Annotated in this window: 23 protein-coding genes; 15 read left to right on the forward strand and 8 right to left on the reverse strand. The window is 42.9% G+C overall.

Annotated elements, in window-relative coordinates:
• Nucleotides 1–23: 23 nt before the first annotated feature.
• Nucleotides 24–782 carry a class I SAM-dependent methyltransferase gene (locus tag R2S08_RS03450; protein ID WP_316833875.1) on the reverse strand — a complete coding sequence of 253 codons (759 nt, stop codon included), beginning with the start codon at nt 780–782 and terminating at the stop codon, nt 24–26.
• Between the two features lie 210 nt (nt 783–992).
• Here R2S08_RS03450 and R2S08_RS03455 point away from each other — a divergent pair, with 210 nt between their 5' ends.
• Together R2S08_RS03455 and R2S08_RS03460 are read left to right on the forward strand one after the other, a co-directional pair.
• Nucleotides 993–2264 carry a glycosyltransferase gene (locus R2S08_RS03455; RefSeq protein ID WP_316833876.1) on the forward strand — a complete coding sequence of 424 codons (1272 nt, stop codon included), beginning with the start codon at nt 993–995 and terminating at the stop codon, nt 2262–2264.
• 12 nt (nt 2265–2276) lie between these two features.
• Complete coding sequence (locus tag R2S08_RS03460; RefSeq protein WP_316833877.1) at nt 2277–3026, forward strand: glycosyltransferase family 2 protein; 750 nt, start codon at nt 2277–2279, stop codon at nt 3024–3026.
• Nucleotides 3027–3045: 19 nt separating this feature from the next.
• Here R2S08_RS03460 and R2S08_RS03465 read toward each other — a convergent pair whose 3' ends face one another.
• Nucleotides 3046–3762, reverse strand: coding sequence for a 3-ketoacyl-ACP reductase (locus tag R2S08_RS03465; RefSeq protein ID WP_316833878.1), 717 nt, complete (start codon nt 3760–3762; stop codon nt 3046–3048).
• A gap of 126 nt (nt 3763–3888) precedes the next feature.
• On the opposite strand from R2S08_RS03465, the gene R2S08_RS03470 reads away from it, so the two are divergent.
• Nucleotides 3889–4584, forward strand: a complete 696-nt coding sequence (locus R2S08_RS03470; RefSeq protein ID WP_316833879.1) for a phosphatase PAP2 family protein — start codon at nt 3889–3891, stop codon at nt 4582–4584.
• Between the two features lie 77 nt (nt 4585–4661).
• Here R2S08_RS03470 and typA read toward each other — a convergent pair whose 3' ends face one another.
• Nucleotides 4662–6470 carry a translational GTPase TypA gene (typA, locus tag R2S08_RS03475; protein WP_316833880.1) on the reverse strand — a complete coding sequence of 603 codons (1809 nt, stop codon included), beginning with the start codon at nt 6468–6470 and terminating at the stop codon, nt 4662–4664.
• A 722-nt stretch (nt 6471–7192) separates the two neighbouring features.
• On the opposite strand from typA, the gene R2S08_RS03480 reads away from it, so the two are divergent.
• Both R2S08_RS03480 and R2S08_RS03485 read left to right on the forward strand, forming a co-directional pair.
• Complete coding sequence (locus tag R2S08_RS03480) at nt 7193–7972, forward strand: DUF1080 domain-containing protein (protein WP_316833881.1); 780 nt, start codon at nt 7193–7195, stop codon at nt 7970–7972.
• 51 nt (nt 7973–8023) lie between these two features.
• Nucleotides 8024–8683, forward strand: coding sequence for an NAD(P)H-binding protein (locus tag R2S08_RS03485; protein ID WP_316833882.1), 660 nt, complete (start codon nt 8024–8026; stop codon nt 8681–8683).
• Here R2S08_RS03485 and R2S08_RS03490 read toward each other — a convergent pair.
• Entirely contained in the window at nt 8670–9491 is an 822-nt protein-coding gene (locus tag R2S08_RS03490) for an alpha/beta hydrolase (RefSeq protein WP_316833883.1), read from the reverse strand. The two genes, R2S08_RS03485 and R2S08_RS03490, sit on opposite strands and share 14 nt — an antisense overlap.
• 186 nt (nt 9492–9677) lie before the next feature.
• Here R2S08_RS03490 and R2S08_RS03495 point away from each other — a divergent pair, with 186 nt between their 5' ends.
• The 9 genes from R2S08_RS03495 (at nt 9678) to R2S08_RS03535 (ending at nt 16987) form a co-directional block, all read left to right on the forward strand.
• Nucleotides 9678–10382, forward strand: coding sequence for an esterase family protein (locus R2S08_RS03495; RefSeq protein WP_316833884.1), 705 nt, complete (start codon nt 9678–9680; stop codon nt 10380–10382).
• Nucleotides 10383–10420: 38 nt separating this feature from the next.
• The gene (locus R2S08_RS03500) at nt 10421–11473 is read left to right on the forward strand and encodes a hypothetical protein (RefSeq protein WP_316833885.1); all 1053 of its coding nucleotides are present in this window, start codon (nt 10421–10423) and stop codon (nt 11471–11473) included.
• A 48-nt stretch (nt 11474–11521) separates the two neighbouring features.
• Nucleotides 11522–12625 carry a carboxylate-amine ligase gene (locus R2S08_RS03505; protein ID WP_133779305.1) on the forward strand — a complete coding sequence of 368 codons (1104 nt, stop codon included), beginning with the start codon at nt 11522–11524 and terminating at the stop codon, nt 12623–12625.
• A 1-nt stretch (nt 12626) separates the two neighbouring features.
• Nucleotides 12627–13469, forward strand: coding sequence for a glutamine amidotransferase-related protein (locus R2S08_RS03510; RefSeq protein ID WP_316833886.1), 843 nt, complete (start codon nt 12627–12629; stop codon nt 13467–13469).
• Nucleotides 13453–14646, forward strand: a complete 1194-nt coding sequence (locus R2S08_RS03515) for a hypothetical protein (RefSeq protein WP_316833887.1) — start codon at nt 13453–13455, stop codon at nt 14644–14646. The genes R2S08_RS03510 and R2S08_RS03515 overlap by 17 nt, the downstream gene beginning before the upstream one ends.
• 50 nt (nt 14647–14696) lie before the next feature.
• A complete protein-coding gene (locus tag R2S08_RS03520; protein ID WP_316833888.1) occupies nt 14697–14855 on the forward strand; it encodes a FeoB-associated Cys-rich membrane protein in 159 nt (52 codons plus the stop codon).
• Nucleotides 14856–14873: 18 nt separating this feature from the next.
• Nucleotides 14874–15461 carry a Crp/Fnr family transcriptional regulator gene (locus R2S08_RS03525; RefSeq protein WP_316833889.1) on the forward strand — a complete coding sequence of 196 codons (588 nt, stop codon included), beginning with the start codon at nt 14874–14876 and terminating at the stop codon, nt 15459–15461.
• Between the two features lie 87 nt (nt 15462–15548).
• Nucleotides 15549–16079 (forward strand): YceI family protein, encoded by a 531-nt coding sequence (locus tag R2S08_RS03530; protein ID WP_316833890.1) that lies wholly within the window; start codon nt 15549–15551, stop codon nt 16077–16079.
• A 32-nt stretch (nt 16080–16111) separates the two neighbouring features.
• Nucleotides 16112–16987, forward strand: a complete 876-nt coding sequence (locus R2S08_RS03535; protein WP_316833891.1) for a pirin family protein — start codon at nt 16112–16114, stop codon at nt 16985–16987.
• Between the two features lie 53 nt (nt 16988–17040).
• Here R2S08_RS03535 and R2S08_RS03540 read toward each other — a convergent pair whose 3' ends face one another.
• Genes R2S08_RS03540 through porV form a run of 3 tightly spaced genes read right to left on the reverse strand, consistent with a single transcriptional unit; the run spans nt 17041 to nt 19022 of the window.
• Nucleotides 17041–17289 (reverse strand): hypothetical protein, encoded by a 249-nt coding sequence (locus tag R2S08_RS03540; RefSeq protein ID WP_133779298.1) that lies wholly within the window; start codon nt 17287–17289, stop codon nt 17041–17043.
• A gap of 55 nt (nt 17290–17344) precedes the next feature.
• Nucleotides 17345–17824 (reverse strand): 2-C-methyl-D-erythritol 2,4-cyclodiphosphate synthase, encoded by a 480-nt coding sequence (ispF, locus tag R2S08_RS03545; protein ID WP_108551733.1) that lies wholly within the window; start codon nt 17822–17824, stop codon nt 17345–17347.
• 16 nt (nt 17825–17840) lie between these two features.
• Nucleotides 17841–19022, reverse strand: coding sequence for a type IX secretion system outer membrane channel protein PorV (gene porV, locus R2S08_RS03550; protein ID WP_316833892.1), 1182 nt, complete (start codon nt 19020–19022; stop codon nt 17841–17843).
• A gap of 317 nt (nt 19023–19339) precedes the next feature.
• On the opposite strand from porV, the gene R2S08_RS03555 reads away from it, so the two are divergent.
• Nucleotides 19340–20983 carry an SUMF1/EgtB/PvdO family nonheme iron enzyme gene (locus R2S08_RS03555; RefSeq protein ID WP_316833893.1) on the forward strand — a complete coding sequence of 548 codons (1644 nt, stop codon included), beginning with the start codon at nt 19340–19342 and terminating at the stop codon, nt 20981–20983.
• Between the two features lie 80 nt (nt 20984–21063).
• Here the strand turns inward: R2S08_RS03555 and R2S08_RS03560 are convergent, their stop codons facing one another.
• Nucleotides 21064–21564 carry an acetyl-CoA carboxylase biotin carboxyl carrier protein subunit gene (locus R2S08_RS03560; RefSeq protein ID WP_316833894.1) on the reverse strand — a complete coding sequence of 167 codons (501 nt, stop codon included), beginning with the start codon at nt 21562–21564 and terminating at the stop codon, nt 21064–21066.
• Nucleotides 21565–21566: the final 2 nt, after the last annotated feature.

Here is a 21566-nt window from a genome sequence, read left to right on the forward strand (position 1 = left end):
TACCTAACGCAGCCATTCCGGAACTACAAAGTCCCGCTTTTTTTCGCCTGTAAAACAATATAAGGAGAAAGCTGTCTGGAGTTAAAAGGAAAGATCTTTGTAAGTACCTTCCCTCCTGTCCAAAGTATTTTCTTAAACATCCGGACAGCGAATGACCTTTGTTTTTCGTTTTCAAGCCACAAGCTAAAATGCCCATAATACGCCGCTTCTACCTGTTCCAATCCAGCTGCCCGGCAAATACCTGCCAACAATTCAGGATCCATGCAATCAATATTATGCTTATCATAATTGTCTTTGTCAAATTTCCTTTGAAACCATCCATTTACTGCTTTGAAATTGGGTAAAGTAATAAACAGCGTACCACCTGGCTTCAAAAAAGCAATATGCCGGTTAATGATATCAGCCGTATCTTTGAAATGTTCAATCAGCCCGCAGGATAAAACAAGGTCGTATTTTTGTTCAGGAACGTATTTAAAAAGATCCGTCTCGATGATGTGAATATCACTTTCCTCCAGTCCATTGCTTTGCAACAACTCATTGGTAATGGGTGGATGAACAAAATAATCCAGCAAGGTCACCTCTAAATGAAGATATTTCTTCAAAAAAACCGCGTAGTAACCAGGGAAACCGCCCAGTTCAATCGCACTTTTTAAGCCTTGGTTTTGCACAACATCCTTAAGCTCTTTGCTAAATAAATAATTTTCAGGGATATTAACAGATAGATCTGTTTTGCTTTCCCAGTAGTTCACCCAAAATTCTCTGTCTGTTAACAGGTTTTCCATCCGTATTTTATCTTTCTATGTCCTTTAAAATTTCTGCTGCTGCCCGCCTTATTTTACGGAATCTTAGCTCCATACATTTTTGCAAATGTATCAGTAATATTTTTTTCAGGGGTTTAATTTGAAGAAAACTAAGCAATATTATGTATTTTTCGCCCGGAAGCTATTTTTTAACCATGTTCAGCATACGCGGGCAGTTTTATTTTGGGGCAATTGAAAGTATTACACATAAACACTTACGAAGGAAATGGAGGCGCGGGCAGGGCATGCCTGAGGTTAAGTGATGCTCTAAATACAGCAGGCGTCCAATCTGAGGTGATGGTCTATTTTCAGTTCAAGGAGAGCACCAGAACGAAAACCTTTAGTCAATCGCCCATACAAAAAGCACTTGCCATATTTAACATCCTTGCAGAACGGTACCTTTCCAAATTTTTTTCCAAAGCCTTAAAAACTCCCTTCTCCCTGCAGTGGTTTGGGCGGTCTATTGTGAAAAACCGTGTGGTCAAAGAGGCAGATATTATCCATCTGCACTGGATCAACCATGGCTTTCTCACACCAAAGCTACTTGCTCAACTCGACGATCTGGACAAACCAATTGTATGGACTTTTCATGACAGCAATGCTTTCACAGGAGGATGCCATGTACGTTATGCCTGCGAAAACTACCACCAGCAATGCGGTCATTGCCCCTTGCTAAAATTTAGCGGAGAAAATGATTTTTCCCATAAGAACTGGCTCCGCAAGAAGAAAGCCTATTCGAACCTGAACTACCATATTGTCGCACCCAGTAACTGGATGGCCGAATCTGTAAAAATCAGCAGTTTAATGGGCGCAAGACATATAGACGTGATACCAAACACCATAGAAATAACCGTCTTTAAGCCATATGTTAAAACAGAAGCAAAAAAGATCTTAAAAATTGCTCCCGAAAAATTCGTTTTAATGAGCGGTTTTATGCCTTCAAAAAATGACAAACACAAAGGCACCTCTTACCTTGTAGAGGCATTAAACAGCTTTTCGAAAAGACCAGGTATCCGTAAAGAAGATATCGAACTGGTGATTTTTGGAAACAAGGAAAATGCAGAAATGCCCGAATTTCCATTTAAAACTACCTTTTTAGGCACCATTAGTAATGACGAGCACCTGGCCAAATGTTATTCAGCAGCAGATGCCTTCCTTACCCCCTCACTGGAGGACAACCTTCCCAATACAGTCATGGAAAGTCTTTCCTGTGCAACGCCTGTTATTGCTTTTAAAACCGGGGGTATCCCGGATATGGTGAAACACCTGGAGAACGGCTATCTTGCCGACTATCAATCTTCAGAAGACCTGGCCAATGGCATGGAGTGGTTATACCTTCACCAAAACCAGGAAGAAATTCAAAAAGAGGCACGCAGAACAATTCTGACACAGTTTTCTCCAGCTGTTATTGCCGAAAAACACTTACTTTTGTACCAATCTCTTATCAATTTACAGCCGCGCTGATCTAAACCCTGCATGCAACCTAAGTTAACCGTTATTACGATCGTATACAATAATGTAAAGGACATAGAACGCACGATGCTTTCTGTATTACATCAAACCTATACAAACATCGAGTATATCATCATAGATGGTGCATCCAACGATGGAACGCTCGAAGTGATCAACAACTATAGATCCCAATTAGCTAAAGTGCTGTCTGAAAAAGACAAAGGTATTTACGATGCGATGAACAAAGGCCTGGCACTTGCGAGCGGCGATTATGTTCTATTCATGAATTCTGGTGATGAGATCTACGACAAAGATACCGTGTCTGCCGTATTCCATACTGCAGAACAGGCAGATATCTATTATGGCGAGACAGAAATGTATAACGAAAACTGGGAAAGCCTGGGCAGAAGGCGGCATCAGGTTCCTGAAAATTTCAACTGGAAAAGTTTCAGATACGGAATGAACATCAGCCACCAGGCCATTTATATTAAAAAGAGTCTGACCGAACCTTATGATCTTCAATACAAATACAGTTCTGATATAGACTGGATCATTAAAGCAGCAAAAAAAGCAAAGCTTACCGTAAATACACACCGCTATGTTGCGAAATATCTGGTTGGCGGTGTTTCCAAGAAAAAACACATGGACAGTCTGAAGGAGCGTTTCAGGATCTTCAGTAAGTACTATGGCCTGATCCCTAATCTATTCCATCATTTTCTGATCGCGCTGAACCTGACGGGTTACTTTATCAAACACCGCAGAACCAATGACTAGTCCTGCGGCGATATAAATCCTAAGGATTTGTAGACCAGAGGCCTGCCTCTTTAACAAACACCCTTCTGTTCAGCTTCAATTGAGCAACAATCAGCTCGGCAAAATCTTCCGGCTGCATCACGCGGTCAGGATTACCGTCGGTGAGCTTCAAGTCCTTTGCCATATCTGTCGCAATGGTACTAGGGGTAAGGGTTGTTACCCGGATATTGTGTTTTCTTACTTCCTGCATTAAAGACTCAGACATTCCAATCAATGCAAATTTAGAGGCACTGTAAGCACTGGTTACCGCGGCACCATTTTTACCTGCTGTAGAGGAAATGTTCACAATGTCGCCCGTTTTTCTGTCGATCATATCGGGTAATACGGCACGCGTAACATAATAAGGTCCAAATAAATTCACTTTCACGATCTGCTCCCAGCGTTCTGGTTCAAGTTCCATAAAAGACCCAAAGCTGCTGATCCCTGCATTGTTTATTAAGATATCTATTGTCCCCAATCCGGATTTTATTTCAGCAACAGCAGCATTCACCTCCGCCATATCTGCAACATCTGCTATCGCTGTCACCACCGTCACCGGCCAGGCACTTAATTCCTGTGCCACTTTATCCAGATCCGCCTTTGTGCGGGCTACCAGACCAACATTTACACCTTCTTTAGCCAATTCAATAGCCAAGGCCCTACCTATTCCTTTACCCGCTCCAGTAATCAGCGCATTTCTTCCTTGTAATGATTCCATAGCATTCAATATTTAAAATCAAAGCTAAAAAGATAATATTTGATATCAGAATTACAGGCTAAGCTTGACAATTGTTTAACTCACTATTCACATAGGCTCAATACTTTTACATGAAAAGATATTTTAATGCCACCCCCACTTTTCAAAAAACTCTGGAGCCTCCCTTATTATTTTCTGCTCGCGCTAGCCTTTGCCCTGGCCTCTTCCCTTTTCATCTTCCTTCACACTAAAGAAGAGGGCTTTATACTTCTCAATCCATTCCATACCAATTGGCTGGACCTCTTCTTTATGGTCTACACCAATCTGGGAGATGGACTTACCTGTCTTGCGGTTATTATACTATTACTGATCTGCAACAAGAGAAAAAAAGCCATTACTTTATTTGTCGCTTTCCTGAGTTCAGGAATGATGGCATCTTTGCTGAAGATCATCTTTCATCAGCCCAGGCCAAAGCTTTATTTCCAAACAGAAGGGCTGAATACCCCGGCTTTTATGAACCAAATGAGTTTGTATAGCTCTAATTCATTTCCATCAGGCCATACCACAACTGCTTTTGCCCTGGCTACCGTACTCGTTCTCGTTTATAAAAAGAACAGAATCTCGATCCCCTGCCTGCTAGGTGCTATATTGGTTGGTTATTCCCGGATTTACCTGGCGCAGCATTTCCCCGCCGATGTACTGGCAGGTATGTGCGTTGGGGTCTTCTTTGGTATGCTGAGCTATCATGTGGTTTACCATGTTAAGGTTCTGAAAGCAGTCAAAAAATGGCGAAAAAGCCAATCGAAAGCAGGTCATACCGCTTTAAAGAACAGCATTTTCTAAAACCGGTACCATCCGGCAAAAAAAAATCCTGATGGCCATGCCATCAGGATTTTTTATATTTAAATCCGTCTTAGAAATTAAGACTGGAATTTTTTAGCATTGATCTTACGCTCATTTTCTGTCAGGTAGATCTTACGTAAACGCATGCTTACCGGAGTAATTTCGATATACTCATCAGCCTGGATATACTCCATAGCCTCTTCCAATGAGAACTTAATTGCTGGCGCAATACGTGTGTTGTCATCCGTACCAGAAGCACGCATATTGGTTAAGGCTTTACCTTTAACAATATTTACAACTAAATCATTGTCACGGATGTGCTCACCCAGGATCTGACCTTCGTAAATGTCTACTCCCGGATCAACAAAGAAACGACCACGGTCCTGCAATTTATCAATAGAGTAAGCGGTAGTTGTACCTTTATCCATAGAAACCAATACACCATTTAACCTTCCAGGAATTACACCTTTCCAAGGCTCATACGATTTAAAACGGTGTGCCATAATCGCTTCTCCAGCAGTTGCAGTCAACACATTGTTTCTTAATCCGATGATTCCACGTGATGGAATTTCGAATTCCAAATGCTGTAAATCACCTTTTGGCTCCATGATCAACAATTCACCTTTACGTTGTGTAACCAATTCAATTACCTTTCCGGCAACTTCACCCGGTACATCAACGATCAGGGTCTCAACCGGCTCACATTTTTTACCATCAATTTCTTTAACGATTACCTGTGGCTGACCTACCTGGATCTCATATCCTTCGCGACGCATGGTCTCGATCAATACAGATAAATGCAGAATACCCCTTCCGTAAACCAGATAAGAATCCGGAGATTCTGTTTCTACAACCTTTAAAGCAAGGTTTTTCTCCATCTCTTTGTACAAACGTTCTTTAATACGCTGAGAAGTCACAAATTTACCTTCTTTACCGAAGAAAGGAGAGTTATTGATGGTGAACAACATGTTCATTGTCGGCTCATCAATTTTGATTACAGGTAATTGTTCTGGTGCATCAAAATCAGCAATAGTATCACCAATTTCGAAACCGTCAATACCTACAACAGCGCAGATATCTCCTGAACTCACTTCCTGTGCACGGATTTTTCCAAGACCTTCAAAAACGTATAGTTCTTTTACTCTTGATTTTACCATCTTGCCATCACGTTTAATCAAAGTAACCGGTTGGTTTTCTCTGATTATACCGCGGTGAACACGACCAATTGCAATACGACCTACGAAAGAAGAATAATCTAAAGAGGTGATTTGCATTTGTAAAGTACCTTCGTTGATCGGTGCTGCAGGGATGTGCTCCACTACCGCATCTAAAAGAGGGAAAATATCAGTAGTCGGCTTGGTATAGTCTGTGCTCATCCATCCTTGTTTAGATGAACCGTAGATCACAGGGAAATCAAGCTGATCTTCTGTAGCCTCCAGGTTAAAGAACAATTCAAAGATCTGCTCATAAACCTCTTCCGGACGACAGTTTTCTTTATCTACTTTATTTACAACTACAATTGGTTTTAATCCCAATGCAAGTGCTTTCTGAGTAACGAAACGGGTTTGAGGCATTGCACCTTCAAAAGCATCGCATAATAAAAGAACACCATCAGCCATTTTCAATACACGTTCTACCTCACCGCCAAAATCCGCGTGACCAGGAGTATCAATAATATTGATTTTATAGTCTTTGTATCTTACTGAAACGTTTTTGGAAACAATAGTAATTCCCCGTTCACGTTCAAGATCGTTGTTATCAAGTATTAAATCACCTGTTTGTTCGTTGTCACGAAAAATAGAACAAGTGTGTAAAATCTTATCAACCAGCGTAGTTTTACCGTGGTCAACGTGTGCTATGATAGCTATATTTCTTATTTTTTGCATATAATGCGCCCTAAATTTGGCGCAAAGATATGATTTTTAATCGATATATCAGCCTATTAACTAGGTATATAATAAAGGATTTGCTGATAAAAAATAATATACTCGTCGAGGACTGGACTCCTTGCCCCGCTTCGCTCTTGTGGCAAGGCGCCCTGAGGTCCTCTCAGAGTAATATTATTTTTTTGGGCGCATAACCGGGCGGGGTGTCCGGGAAAGGAGTATAAGCACAGGCCAAAATTGGAGACGAGATAGCACAATGCTTCCTGGATTATACCTGGCTTTAAGAATAAGGCTTCGTGTTGATTCGTCACTTTTCCGAAGCATATTATCTCTCGTCCTTATATAGCTTAATATTCTGTTTTACACTGAAATAAGGTTACAAACGGATAGAGTTTATTTAGGACAAACTATACAGCCCATACTAAACCCAAAAACAAGAACAAATTCTCAAAAAACAACAACAAATTGCATAACCTTTTCTGCGCCTTACCCGGACTCCCCCCAATTAAGCGCCCTATAAAACCGAGCTTGCGAGCTCTTGAGAACAAATGAAAACATAGACACTTCGAAAAAATCAATATTACTCTTCGAGGACCTCAGGGCGCCTTGCCACAAGAGCGAAGCGGGGCAAGGAGTCCAGTCCTCGAAGAGTAATATTGATTTTTCAACCAGCTTTTATCTCCAAAACTCTTATATTGTCTAGCTAATTACATTTAACAGTTATGAACGCAAAAAAATCCATTTTCAGTGCTGCGCTCCTTATTACGGGTTGTGTATCCATGGCAACCGCACAGGAAGCCAAACACGAAGACACAGAGTTTTACACCCCGGTACCCAAAGTCGTAACACCAGGAAAAATAAATTCAGACGCACCATCCGATGCCATTGTTCTTTTTGATGGTACAAACCTCGATCAATGGGTTATGACAGACGACCGTTCCCAGCCGGCCAAATGGAAAGTTTCAGGAGGTATCTTAACCGTAGACAAGAAAACAGGAAATATTGAAACCAAACAAGCCTTTGGCAACTATCAGCTGCATCTGGAATGGAGAGTTCCAGCAAACATTACAGGAGAAGGCCAGTTAAGAGGCAATAGCGGACTATTCCTCGCTTCTATAGGCAAAGGAGATTTGGGTTACGAACTGCAAATCCTGGATTCCTACAACAATAAAACCTATACCAATGGAATGGCCGGCAGTATCTACAAACAAACCACACCGATGTTCAATGCAGCCAAGAAACCTGGTGAATGGCAAACCTATGACGTGATCTGGACAGCACCTGTCTTTAATGCAGACAGCTCACTGAAATCACCAGCAAAGGTTACGGTACTATTTAACGGAATTATTGTACAAAATAATTTCGAATTGAAAGGTCCAACCCAATACATTGGCTCACCAGCATACAGAAAAGCACACGGTCCATCTCCCATCAAATTACAGGCACATGGAGATAAAAGCGAACCGCTGAGCTTCCGCAACATCTGGGTAAGAGAACTTTAATTGATTTTCCGGGGGAAGAAAACTTCTCCCGGTCTGCATTGTTATTCAAACATGGGCAAAAAAGCAATCCTCTTAGGCGCAAGCGGCCTAATCGGCACACACCTTCTTTCACTGCTGCTCAACAGCTGCACCTATGAACAGGTATTGATCCTGGTCCGGAAAGAATTGGATGTACAACATCCCAAACTCCGTCAGCTGGTTGTAGACTTTGAGTTTTTAAATCAATATGCACACGAAATTAAAGGTGATGTGGTGTTCTGCTGCTTAGGCACCACTAAAAGTAAAACCCCTGACCCTGCACAATACAGAAAGATAGATCTTCAATACCCGGTAGACGTAGCCTGGATGGCACAATCCAACGGTGCAGAACAATATCATCTGGTATCAGCCCTGGGCGCCAACAGGAATTCTTCCATTTTTTACTCTAAACTAAAGGGAGAAGCAGAGCACGAGATCAAAGCCGTTCCATTCAAAGCCATCCACATCTATCAGCCTTCCTTACTGGATGGAGACAGAAAAGAAAGCCGTTTTGGAGAAAGCACCATGATCGGGATCATGCACGTCCTTAACCCTCTGCTTATTGGTTCGCTAAAAAAATACAGGAGCATCAAGGTCAGCAAAGTTGCCATGGCCATGTTCCGTAAGTCAACAGAAGAGCACAAAGGCATCTATACCTATACCTCCGAACAGATTGAAACTATAGGTTCGTAAACCTCGGTTTCCTTGGAAATGCCCAGGTCAGAAATGCAGGCAATGCTTTTGCCCAGGTGGTCACTTCATGCTTTCCGCCTACCATCTCATAATAAAAGATATCCTCAGGCCGCTTATAGCCCTTTGCCACCAATTCTTTGATGACATCAACCGTATCATCAATAGAATCTATAATAAAATTCCGGTTCCGGTCAGCCGTTTCGTCATCCGTACCCGTCATCAGCCAGAACTGCACTTCAGGTTTTCCTGCTGTGGTTCTGATCATTTCGTGTAAAATCCTGTCCTGATCATCCCGGTAACCATCTTTCAGGTCTTTTTTCCGCCACCAGAAAGAACCAGAAAACACCCCGGCTACATCAAATAAGTTATCATTGTTCCAAACGATATCAAATGCAGACAAGCCACCCAGGGAGAATCCGGCAAAAGCCCGTTTACCATTTACAGGAACAGACACTTCAGCCTGTACAAAAGGAAGCAATTCACTGGTAATAAAAGCCGTATACTTGTCCGCCTTCGCCCCCCTTTTAAGAAAATCAGGAACACCTGCAACACCATATTCCTGAACACGATCTTCTGAAGCCTTAATGGCAACAACAATCAGCGGCTCAATTTTACCAGAAGTATACAATTGAGAAAGTGCTTCCTGAACTTGCAACGCTTCCGATTCCTGGCCATCATTTAACAGCAACAGGTTCACTTCTTCATTCCCCATCAGCTCATCGGGACTGTACATCTCCAGTTCCACTGTCCTGTTTAGATGAAGAGATTTAATACGATGCGTTGATTTGATAATTTCAGATGATAACATGGTTGTATACATAATTCAGCAATTCCCTTTCACAAAAATTTTTCGCAAAGATATTAATCTGTATAAATTTTGAGATAACACTTCTGTTTTTTTACTTAAAACACAGATTTATAGTAAGAAAACACCTCTAAATACTTGTTTATAAAAAGGTTCTTTCTTACCTTTTAGCACCTAAATTTTCGATTTATGCAAGAAGACTATATAAAATGGTATAGCCCAAACCTAGGTGCAGATTTCGAAATGCTCACTTTTGGCCATGGCGGTTACCCCATCGTACTATTCCCTACAAGCAAGGGACGTTATTATGAGAACAAGGATTTTAAACTTATTGAATCCGCAAGGCATTTAATTGAGGAAGGAAAAGTCAAGATTTATTGTCCTGACGGAATTGACGAGCTCAGCTGGTACAACAAAAACATTCATCCGGCCGACCGCGTAAAGAACCACATCTGGTACGACAAGCTGCTGCTGGAAGAAGTAGCACCCCGCGCCAGACACGAAACCGGATTTGACAAGATCATTACTGCCGGATGCAGTTTCGGAGGTTACCACGCCGCAAACTTTGCTTTCCGGCATCCCTGGCTGGTCAGCCATTTATTCAGTATGAGTGGTGCTTTTGATCTCAGAGGGCAAATGGACGGTTTTTACAACGGCGATTTCTATTACAACAACCCCATTGATTTTCTACCGAACGATCAGAGTGCCGCACTCTGGGACATGAAGGTTGTTTTGGGTGCCGCCGACAGGGATATTTGCCGGCACGACAACGAAAGGTTGTCTGAAATATTAAGCCGCAAAGGCATGAACCACTGGCTGGACATTCGTCAGAACGCAGATCATGACTGGGTCATCTGGCGGCAAATGTTTCCCGAATATCTTGCACAACTTTAAAGAACAAATACAAACAGCATTTTAAAAACGATATATTTATGAAGAAAATAGGCATCCTGTTCGGTAAAGAAAGATCTTTTCCGGAAGCTTTCGTAAAAAGAGTTAACCAAATTGCCGGTAAAGATATCCAGGCAGAATTTGTAAGTATCGATAAAATATTCCAGGCGGAGCCCCTGGATTACGCCGTTATTATCGACCGTATATCCCAGGATGTTCCATTTTACCGGGCCGCCTTAAAAAATGCAGCCATTACCGGAACTGCCGTCATCAACAACCCATTCTGGTGGAGTGCGGACGAGAAATTCTTCAACAATGCCCTGGCTGTAAAACTCGGTATTCCGGTACCCAAAACAGCCTTGATCCCTTCAAAGGAACATCCCGATGATACTTCAGAACAGTCCTTCAGCAACCTGGCCTACCCCATGGACTGGAATGCCATATTTGAATACACAGGTTTTCCGGCCTATATGAAACCTTTTGATGGCGGCGGATGGAAAGAGGTTTATAAGCTTCACGACAAAGAGGACTTTTTTGACAAACACAGCCAAACCAAACAAACTGTAATGATGCTCCAGGAAGAGATCATTTTTGATGAATACTACCGGTGCTACTGCATTGGTGGAAAGTATGTCCGTATCATGCAGTATGAACCGAGAAACCCTTTTCATTTGCGCTACTCTGTAAACACCCCCCCATCCAGCGAAAAACTATTACAAACCATTCACGATTATGTGATTCAATTAAACCAATACCTGGGTTATGACTTCAACACCGTAGAATTTGCGGTGAGAGATGGTATCCCTTATGCTATAGATTTCTGCAATCCGGCCCCGGATGCCGAAGTGACCAGTGTTGGACAAGAGAATTTTGACTGGGTAGTAGAACATGCTGCGAAATATGCCATTGAAAGAGCCCAAGCGCACAAAGCAGATCAGGATAACCTGACCTGGGGCGAATACATTAAGACTTCAGCAGCAGGAAAACCACTGGTTACCGTAAAAAAAACTGCAGCTCCGGCAAGTAAACCTATTGTTCAGGAAAAAGCAAAAGCTGCCCCAGCGAAAAAAGCACCGGTTAAAAAAACAAAATAAGCCTGTAAAAGGCCAACCAGATAAACATCTATAGAAATACCAAATATAATGATGAATGATTTCACACTGGGAATAGAAGAGGAGTACATGGTCATTGATCCTGTTACCCGCGAGCTGACTTCCCATGACCAGAAAATTGTAGAAGCAGCTCAAAAAATACATAAAGATCAGGTTAAGGCCGAAATGCACCAGGCTGTAGTAGAAGTTGGAACCGGAATTTGCAGGAATACCAGCCAGGCCAGGGAGGAAATTACGCAGTTGAGACATACCGTTTCCCAGCTGGCCGGTGAACAGGGTCTTCGGATCGGAGCCTCGGGAACACATCCCTTTTCTCACTGGGAAAAACAGCTGATTACTGAACACCCACGTTACAGCGAAATTGTAAATGAATTGCAGGAAGCTGCCCGTTCCAACCTCATCTTTGGCCTGCATGTACACGTGGGTTTTCAATCCCGGGAGCTGGCCATACATATTGCCAACCAGGTACGTTATTTTTTACCGCATGTCTTTGCCTTATCCGCCAACTCCCCATTCTGGGAAGGCCGAAATACAGGATACAAGTCGTTCAGAACCAAAGTTTTTGACAAATTTCCCCGGACAGGAATCCCCGATATCTTCAACAGCATTGAAGATTATGACAATTATGTAAAACTGCTCATCAAAACCAACAGCATAGACAACGCCAAGAAGATCTGGTGGGACATCCGGGTTCATCCCTTCTTTGAAACCATTGAGTTCAGGATTTGTGACTGCCCGATGCTGGTTGATGAAACCATGGCATTTACCGCCCTTTTCCAGGCGCTTTGTGCCAAACTCTACAAACTCAGACTGCAGAACATGAAATTTATCAGTTATTCCAGAGCTCTTATTAATGAAAATAAATGGCGGGCTGCCCGGTATGGCATAGACGGTAACCTGATCGACTTTGGAAAAGAAATGGAGGTGAACTGTCGCAACCTGGTCTTGGAACTGCTGGACTTTGTAGACGATGTAGTGGACGAACTGGGTTGCAGGGAAGACCTGAATTATGTGCATAAGATCTTACAGAATGGAACCGGAGCAGACCGGCAACTGGCTGTATACGAACAAACTGGAAGTTTTGAATCGGTGGTAGACTATATCACCACCCAAACCCTCCTGGGAACAAAATAACATGAGCAAAAGAGAGATCAAAGTGGCCGTTATCGATATGAATAACGGCTCACCGAACCAGGGCATGAGGGGAATTAAAGAGATCCTGCATCAATATAAGATACAAACTGGCGCCCCCCTTTCTTTCGATGTCTTTGACCTGAGACAGAAAGAGGAAATTCCAGGTATAGAATATGATATATATATCTCTTCTGGCGGCCCTGGAAGTCCATATGAAGGAGAAGGTGTGGCATGGGAAATGCATTTTTTTCATCTGCTGGACCAGGTAGAGGAGTTCAACAAGGAAAACGAGCAAAAAAAATCCTTCTTCTTTATCTGCCATTCTTTCCAGCTGGCCTGCAGGAAGTACGGTCTGGGTAAAGTAACCCGCCGCAAATCAAATGCCTTCGGCATCTTCCCCATTACCCTAACCAGTGAAGGCGAAAAGGACCTGATCTACCAGGGCCTGCCGAACCCTTTCTATTCCGTAGATAGCCGCGACTGGCAGGTGATCTCCCCGGATGAGGACAAATTCAGTAACACCGGAGCAGAAATACTCGCTATCGAAAAAGAAAGGCCACATGTAGACCTGGAACGCTGCATTATGTCCATCCGTTTTTCAAAAGAATTTGTGGGCACACAATTCCACCCGGAAGCCGATCCGGTGGGCATGAAAATGTACTTGCTGCAGGAGGAAAAAAAAGCCGCGATTACAGAGAACCATGGAGAAGAAAAGTACCTGGACATGCTCAACAGCCTGGGCGATCCGGAACGGATTAGCCTAACCCAGCGGATTATACTACCTAATTTTTTAAACGAAGCCATCCAACTATTACAGGAGAAGGAACATGATCAGCAAGTATAGAAAACAATTCAACAGCAATTTTACGCATCAAAAATATAGCTCGTTCCTCCAAAATTTAACAAAGGACCTGCTTCCAATTTCCTTCAGAGTTGCAGAAACACCTATTTTCATCCCCCCCGACCTGCAGGAGAAACTTATTGCTGCCGGCGAAGAGATCATCAGCCTGATCCGTCAGCCGGGTTTCAAGGAGCTAACCAGCAAATCCATCCCGGATCAATGGAAAGTCCCGGGAGACGAAAAACATCCTCATTTCTTAACTTTTGATTTTGGGATATGTAGAGATCAAAATGGAGAACTGATCCCTAAACTGATAGAATTGCAGGGATTCCCTTCCTTATACGGCTTTCAGGCCCATCTGGCAGCGCAATACATCGGGTGCTATGAACTGGATGAAATGGCTTCATTCAGCCCGTTTTTCAACCAGATGAACAAGGAACAATACGTCAATCTGCTAAAGGAAGTGCTGATCGGAGAACATCAGCCGCACGAGGTTGCCCTGATGGACATCGATGCACCTGATCAAAAAACAGCGATCGACTTTTACCTCACCCAGAAATATACCGGACTGAAAATACTCAGTCTCACCGATATTTTCAGGGAAGGCGATCAATTGTTTTATGAAGAAAACGGAAAGAAAATCCGCCTGAAACGCATTTATAACCGCCTGATCTTTGATGAAATAGAAAACAAAACACATTTGTTTGAACAGAGCTTTGACCCCAGAATACCCCTGGATATCGAATGGATTACTCACCCCAATTGGTTTTACAGGATCAGCAAGTATACCATGCCTTTCCTGAAAAGTGATTTTGTGCCCGAAACCCGCTTCCTGAACGAAATCGATCCCCTTCCGTCAGACCTGGAAAACTATGTACTGAAACCACTGTTTTCTTTTGCCGGCCTGGGTGTAATCATTGATGTAAAACTCCAGGACATTAAAAATGTAAAGGATCCGCAGAACTGGATCCTGCAACGAAAAGTGCAATACGAACCTGTCGTGCAAGCCCTGGATGGCGGTGTAAAAGCAGAAATCCGTCTCATGTACCTGTGGCCGGAAAATGGCGAACCACAGCTTTGCATCAATCTGGCAAGACTGAGCCGGGGAAAAATGATCGGCGTACGTTATAATAAAGATTTCGACTGGGTAGGTGGAACTGTTGGATTAATGGAGAAGTAAATTTACATTTGAAAGACGGCACCGCTTCATTTCTTTTTTATTTTTGTGTTATGGATATTCAGACCATATTAGTGATCATTCTTTTTGCAGGCGCACTGTTCTACGTTGGCCGCATGGTGTACAAGTCTGTCAGCCCAAAAAAAAATGGCTGCGGATCAAACTGCAAGTGCGGTGTAGATTTTTCCAATATCGAACCAGAAAAGAAATAGACTTTATCTATAACCCCTATGCTTGAACCTTTCAAGGAATATTTGCAAAAGAAAGTAGCGATAACTGATGAACAATTTGATCTTATTTCACATAAACTGAAGGTAAAAACTTTCAGTAAAAATGAAATGATCCTGATGAAAGGCGATTTTTCTACACAAGGCTTTTTTGTGCTCAATGGATTGCTGCGCAGTTACTCCATCGATGCCAAAGGGAAAACCCATATCATCCAGTTTGCACCCGAACAATGGTGGCTTTCTGAACGCAACGGCCATTTCAATGAACCTTCTGATTTCTTTATAGATGCCATTGAGTCCACTCAGGCCATCCTGATGCCAAAAGACTTCATCAATGAGGCCGCAGAAATTGTACCCTGTATGAATCCGCTCAACAGCACCATGCTAAATAATGCCATCCGCTTTATGCAGAAACGGATCAATATGCTCTTAAGCGCCACTGCAGAAGAGCGGTACCTGGATTTCATCAAACTCTATCCCAATCTCACTTTAAGGGTTCCCCAATGGATGATTGCCTCTTATTTGGGCATCACACCTGAATCGCTAAGCCGGGTACGTAAAGACCTTGCACACAAACATTTCCAACCATAAGCATTTCTTATCCTAGATCAATGCGGGGCTGATGTCTTGGCCGTAATTTTGTGCTGTATTATTAATCAATCTAATAATTAAAATATTATGGCAACAACTAAATGGTCTTTAGACCCAACCCACAGCGAACTGCAGTTCAAGGTAAAACATTTAATGATCACTACGGTAACAGGAAAATTAAACGAATTCACTTCTGAACTGGTTTCTGAAGGTGACGACTTCAATCATGCAAAAGTTTCTTTCGAAGCGAAACCTTCCTCTATAGACACCGGCAACACAGATAGAGACAACCATTTGAAAAGTCCTGACTTCTTTGATGCTGATCAGTTCCCTTTGCTGACTTTCGACTCTGGCGTATTGTCTGAAGACGGAGACGACTATGCATTAAAAGGAAACTTAACGATCAAAGGCATTACCAAACCCGTTCAACTGACCGTTGAATTTGGAGGTATCGCTACAGATCCCTGGGGAAATACCAAAGCCGGTTTTACACTAAGCGGCAAGATAAAAAGAACAGACTTCGGATTAAACTGGAATGCAGCCCTGGAAACAGGTGGTGTAATGGTGAGTGAAGAAGTCCGTATACTGGGTGAATTGCAGTTTGTAAAACAAGCCTAATTGCAACATCCTTTTCAACAGAAAGGAAACAAATGAAAACAACAACAAAGTCGGTGGCTGCAGTTTTAAATGCACCGGCACCTCATATGGTAGGCGACGGTTTCAGGGTCCACAATTTTTTCCCTGGAGGCTATAAAATAAATATGAGCCCGTTTTACCTGCTCGATTACAATGCGAAAATTGATTTTTCAGCACGAAATGAGCCAAGAGGCGTCGGTGTACACCCTCACAGGGGCTTTGAAACGGTAACCATCGCTTACCATGGTGCCGTAGCGCATCATGACAGCGCCGGAAACAGCGGTGTCATTTACCCGGGAGACGTGCAGTGGATGACCGCTGCAAGCGGAATACTGCATAAAGAATACCATGAAGAAACCTATAGCAAAAGTGGAGGCCCTTTTCAAATGGTCCAGCTCTGGGTAAACCTGCCGTCGCAATACAAAATGAGCAGGCCTAAATACCAGGCGCTGAAACATGATGAAATCAACAGGGTTGATCTGCCTGACCATGGCGGACAAATTGAAGTGATTGCAGGCAACTATCAGGGTGTAAAAGGTTCCGCCAGTACCTTTACTCCTGTTCATGTGTATAATGCCAGGTTACATGCCGGAGCAAAGGCGACCTTTAACTTTCCTGCAACGTACAACACGGGCTTTGTGGTTATTGAAGGAAAGATCAGGATCAATCAGACAGAGACTGCCCTGACCAATCAGTTCATCCACTTCAGCCCGGAGGGCGAGGAAATCGAAATAGAAGCTTTAGAACCCAGTGTAGTGCTAGTTCTAAGCGGAGAACCTATTGATGAACCTGTTACTGCTTATGGCCCGTTCTTAATGAATACGCCTGAAGAAATACAACAGGCAATCAGCGATTACAACCAGGGAAAATTTGGTTTCCTGGAAGATTAATTTTCCAGAACAATTGATAAAGGCTTTAACCCGCTTCCAGGTTAAAGCCTTTTTTATGGTTTTTTGCTTTTTGCAGTACTATCTGTTTTTACTGTATCTTTCATAATGGTCCCTCTTCCGGTGTTCACCGCAGGGGCTTCATTAATGCCCGTACCATTCGATCCCGCGTTTGGATCAGAATGTTTTGAGGTGTCTACCTTTAAAGTATCAGTTCTGTTCTCACTTCCCTTATCACCTATACAGCCAGCGGCGAGCAGTACAGGCAAAGCAATTAAAAAGCTATATTTCTTTACATTTATCATAACAAAAGGATTTCAACTAAAACCCTTACCTCCTGCAATTGTTTGACGGGAGCGCTTAATTTTTCTCGATCAGACAAACCGCATAAGCCACCACACCTTCTTCCCTGCCAATAAAACCCATTTGCTCATTTGTAGTGGCCTTGATAGAAATATCTTCTTCAGAAAGGCCAATGGCCTCCGCAATATTTTTCTGCATTGCAGGAATATGTGGGTTGATCTTAGGTGCTTCCAGACAAAGCATCGCATCTATGTTTCCAATAGACCAACCTTTTTCCTGCAACATTTTAGCCGTCTCCTGTAACAGGATTACACTGCTGATCCCCTTCCACCTTGGATCTGTATTCTTAAAATGAAAGCCGATATCTCTCAAATTTGCGGCCCCAAGCAAGGCATCACAAATAGCATGTAGCAATACATCCGCATCAGAATGGCCAAAAGCACCCTTGTGATGTTCCAAATTAACACCCCCTACTACAAATGGATGCTGATCTTTTAACTGGTGCACATCAAATCCAAATCCTACTTTAATCTTCATATGTATTCTCTATAAATTATTTGCTGCCGCCTCCAAAATTGAACAGCAGGGTAAACCGGAGTGTATTCGCCATCGGGCTTTTCTGGGGAGAGGCCACCAGGTACGCGAAGTCTATATTTAAAATATCGTATTTAAAACCAGTTCCAAGGGTAAGATAACGACGGTTTCCCTTATCCGGGCTTTCATAAAAATATCCCCCGCGCAACGCGAATTTACCTGCATACAGGTATTCAAGACCTGCGGCTATATTAATTTCCTTAAGTTCTTCACTAAATCCACCAGGCGCATCCCCAAAAGAACCAAAAATCCCGGCAGGAACTGAAACATTTGGGTCCCTTCCTTTAACGATATTGCCATTTCCATCATATTCCGGCTGCGTAGGCACCAAAAGCTTGTTAAAATCGATAGCCAGGGTAAATTGGTTCATATCATCCACCAAAAAGGTTGATGCCCCCCCAATTCTAAGATTGGTTGGCAAAAAATAGGCTTTACCCACATCTGTATAGCTCATCTTTGTCCCTATATTAGAGATATTGGCTCCGGCAGCCAGGATGGCATCAGAGCCCAGAAAATAGGTTTGTTTTTTAAAATAAGCAGAAACGTCGACAGCAACCGACTGGCCTGCTTTTACCTGCTGCCCGCCGCTAAACTGTCCGGTAGACAAAGCTGAACGGATATACCTTAAAGAAGTTCCTAAAGAAAAGGAGTCGCCAAAACGTCTTGAAAAGGTACCGTCTATAGCAAATTCATTGGGACTGTAGGTACCCAGATCCTGTTTATTTGCATCTGTAAGCTGTATTTTCCCATAGGAGAAATACCGCAAAGAACCTCCTATTATGTTCCGGTCGTCAATTTTATAAAATCCACTTAAATAACCCAGGTTAATATCCGAAACCAGGTTTCTCAACCAGGGGCTATAAGACAGGGACAAGCCATAGCGTTGATCCAGAAAAGCAAGTTTAGATGGGTTGTTACTCATCGCGTTCGCGTCTGGAAGTACAGCAACCCCTGCCTCTCCCATACCTCCTACTCTCGCATCGGGGGAAATCAGCAGGAACGGGACTGCCGTTATCACATTACTTCCCCCACTTCCATTGCTCTGTGCACCTGACGGAAGTCCCTGAGCCTTCAGATCGCCGGAAAGAATAAGCAATCCCAACAAGCCAATGCCTGCGATCAGAAAACACTTAAAACCCATATGTTATAATTCTGTTACGCAAGTTAGCACTGCGTTTCCGATTTTCAAATTATTATTCAGGTTTAAGGCCGTTTTAATTCATCTCCATCTGGATCTGTGGTTTTATAAGCTTAAACAGCCTTTATAATAAATATTTTGGCGCATAAACCTTTTTTTATGTAATTTTATCAAGTGGGTGCGATTTACCAACACCTGCAAGAAAAAAACACTCGGTTCCGATGAACCCGAGAGGATTAAAATAATGATTCCACGCACAGGGAAATAGTTATTTTAATTGTTAAAGGCTTCATCGGACAAAAAATAAAATAAAACAATAGATGAAAAGAATCCCCCTATATTCATTTAGTTTCTTAACGATCATAATCTTGTTTACTTCATGTTCCTCCAAAAAAAACGGCACTTCTGATAAAACAGGAATGGCTTATAATAAAAAGGAGTACGGGGGGTTTCAAGTTAACAATAAGTTTAAAAGAGGTCCGGGCCCCGGACTGGTAGAAATTGAGGGTGGCGTTTTTGTGATGAGCGGCAGCGCTATAGAAGCACCCGGTCAGGAACTCGGAAATTACAACCAGAAAAGAGAAACCACGGTTTCTTCCTTCTATATGGACGAGACAGAAGTCTCCAACACCAACTGGCTGGAGTATCTGGACTGGATCAGGAGAACTTACCCGGATGACCATGAATATTATTATGATGAAATTCCGGACACCCTGGTTTGGCGCAGACCGCTTTCCTATAATGAACCTTATGTAGACAACTACCTGAGACATCCGGCCTACCAGGACTATCCTGTCGTTGGTGTAACCTGGGAACAAGCCAATCGCTATTGCGCCTGGAGAACAGACCGGGTCAATGAGCTTCTGCTTCGCGACCGTGGCTATATGACTTCGTACAAAGATTTAAACGGAGGTGGAAAAGGTGCTGCGATCGCATCCTCGCCAAAACCAACCGAGCCCTTCAATACCGACATGTACCTGAATGGCCAGATTGATGACAAAGGAAAAAAAGCAATGAAAGACCTGAGTCCTTCAGCGACCCAAACCACCAACAACACCAAAAATGCGCCAACCCGTAATGTAAGACTCGAAGATGGTATTCTAAAACAACCTTACCGTCTTCCTACAGAAGCGGAATGGGAATATGCTGCCTTAGGCCTGATTGGAAATACCCAATACGAAAATATCAATACCAACAAAATCTATCCATGGAACGGCCTTGGTCTGAGTTCTGCAAAGAAAAAGACAAGAGGTATGATCCTGGCCAACTTTAAACGCACCAAGGGTGACTATATGGGCGTAGGCGGTGCTTTGAATGATAAGGGAGGAATTACAGCTCCGGTAAGATCTTACACACCAAACGATTTTGGTCTGTACAATATGGCAGGAAACGTAAATGAATGGGTTGCCGACGTCTACCGTCCAACCACATTTGAAGCCGTTGACCCGCTCAATCCTTACCGCGGAAACTTCTACCAGGACAAAAAGACAATGGATCCCATCACAGGAAAAATTGCCAAAGATAAATACGGAAAACCAATCCTGTTGCCTGCAGTAAATGCTAAAAAACAAACCTGGGCAGAGCGTCAGGCAGGAATCCCTGCAGGAAGTGCCCCGGTTACTGCTCCTGCAGCTACAGATACAGCGGCTAAAGCAAAACCTGCTGCAGCAGCCTCTTCCAACTCCTATGCTGATCAAAGAGGCTACAGGGACCGCGAAAACGGCCTGTACGGAGAAACTACACTGGTAAACAATAAATCAAGAGTGTATAAAGGAGGTTCCTGGAATGACCAGGCCATTTGGTTAAATCCAGCGGCAAGACGATTCTTACAACAGGATGAATCCTCTGCAGATATCGGCTTCAGATGCGCAATGACCATGCTGGGTGCTTCAGAAATCAGCACAGCAGGGAAACGCGAATTCAAAGTAAAACCTCAAAAGAAATTCAGTTCAAGCAAGTTCTAAACCTGCTTGTTTTCCTGAACCCATACAGAAAGAGCCCTCTTGTCGGAGGGCTCTTTCTGTATTCTGTTCCTAACTGTAAATCAGGAGAATTGCAGCAATACTGCATTCTTATCTACTTTTTCACCATGTTTAACAGCAATCCTTTTCACCACACCATCTGTAGTAGATTTTATAATATTTTCCATCTTCATAGCCTCCAGCACCAATAAACTATCCCCTTTCTTCACTTCCTGCCCCTCGGTAACCAGTACATTTAACACCAGGCCAGGCATTGGCGCTTTGATCTCCTGCACCTTGCTCGCCGATAAATTGTCCATACCAAGTTGTTTCAGCAACTGATCAAACTGGTCCTCTATATGAACAACGTACATTCTTCCGTTCACTTTAACCTCCAGCTGTTTTGCCTCCCTGTCTTCAGAAACCATTTCTACACGATAGGAGCGGTCTTTATAAATCATATGGGCATGGCCATCTGTCAACACTGCTCTATCTAAACTCAACATTTCCCCGTCCACTTTCAAACCCTCTTGTTCTGCTTCAATTTCGAAGCTGTACTGATCGTTTACTTTTACTTTGTACATAA

Origin of the sequence: Pedobacter nutrimenti (assembly GCF_032678445.1) — a bacterium.
Lineage (GTDB): Bacteria > Bacteroidota > Bacteroidia > Sphingobacteriales > Sphingobacteriaceae > Pedobacter > Pedobacter nutrimenti_A.

Coding starts and splice junctions, on each gene's coding strand:
- R2S08_RS03450 (WP_316833875.1), bottom strand. CDS start 782: ATGGAAAACCTGTTAACAGACAGAGAATTTTGGGTGAACTACTGGGAA.
- R2S08_RS03460 (WP_316833877.1), top strand. CDS start 2,277: ATGCAACCTAAGTTAACCGTTATTACGATCGTATACAATAATGTAAAG.
- R2S08_RS03465 (WP_316833878.1), bottom strand. CDS start 3,762: ATGGAATCATTACAAGGAAGAAATGCGCTGATTACTGGAGCGGGTAAA.
- R2S08_RS03470 (WP_316833879.1), top strand. CDS start 3,889: ATGCCACCCCCACTTTTCAAAAAACTCTGGAGCCTCCCTTATTATTTT.
- typA (WP_316833880.1), bottom strand. CDS start 6,470: ATGCAAAAAATAAGAAATATAGCTATCATAGCACACGTTGACCACGGT.
- R2S08_RS03480 (WP_316833881.1), top strand. CDS start 7,193: ATGAACGCAAAAAAATCCATTTTCAGTGCTGCGCTCCTTATTACGGGT.
- R2S08_RS03485 (WP_316833882.1), top strand. CDS start 8,024: ATGGGCAAAAAAGCAATCCTCTTAGGCGCAAGCGGCCTAATCGGCACA.
- R2S08_RS03490 (WP_316833883.1), bottom strand. CDS start 9,491: ATGTTATCATCTGAAATTATCAAATCAACGCATCGTATTAAATCTCTT.
- R2S08_RS03495 (WP_316833884.1), top strand. CDS start 9,678: ATGCAAGAAGACTATATAAAATGGTATAGCCCAAACCTAGGTGCAGAT.
- R2S08_RS03500 (WP_316833885.1), top strand. CDS start 10,421: ATGAAGAAAATAGGCATCCTGTTCGGTAAAGAAAGATCTTTTCCGGAA.
- R2S08_RS03505 (WP_133779305.1), top strand. CDS start 11,522: ATGATGAATGATTTCACACTGGGAATAGAAGAGGAGTACATGGTCATT.
- R2S08_RS03510 (WP_316833886.1), top strand. CDS start 12,627: ATGAGCAAAAGAGAGATCAAAGTGGCCGTTATCGATATGAATAACGGC.
- R2S08_RS03515 (WP_316833887.1), top strand. CDS start 13,453: ATGATCAGCAAGTATAGAAAACAATTCAACAGCAATTTTACGCATCAA.
- R2S08_RS03520 (WP_316833888.1), top strand. CDS start 14,697: ATGGATATTCAGACCATATTAGTGATCATTCTTTTTGCAGGCGCACTG.
- R2S08_RS03525 (WP_316833889.1), top strand. CDS start 14,874: ATGCTTGAACCTTTCAAGGAATATTTGCAAAAGAAAGTAGCGATAACT.
- R2S08_RS03530 (WP_316833890.1), top strand. CDS start 15,549: ATGGCAACAACTAAATGGTCTTTAGACCCAACCCACAGCGAACTGCAG.
- R2S08_RS03535 (WP_316833891.1), top strand. CDS start 16,112: ATGAAAACAACAACAAAGTCGGTGGCTGCAGTTTTAAATGCACCGGCA.
- R2S08_RS03540 (WP_133779298.1), bottom strand. CDS start 17,289: ATGATAAATGTAAAGAAATATAGCTTTTTAATTGCTTTGCCTGTACTG.
- ispF (WP_108551733.1), bottom strand. CDS start 17,824: ATGAAGATTAAAGTAGGATTTGGATTTGATGTGCACCAGTTAAAAGAT.
- porV (WP_316833892.1), bottom strand. CDS start 19,022: ATGGGTTTTAAGTGTTTTCTGATCGCAGGCATTGGCTTGTTGGGATTG.
- R2S08_RS03555 (WP_316833893.1), top strand. CDS start 19,340: ATGAAAAGAATCCCCCTATATTCATTTAGTTTCTTAACGATCATAATC.
- R2S08_RS03560 (WP_316833894.1), bottom strand. CDS start 21,564: ATGTACAAAGTAAAAGTAAACGATCAGTACAGCTTCGAAATTGAAGCA.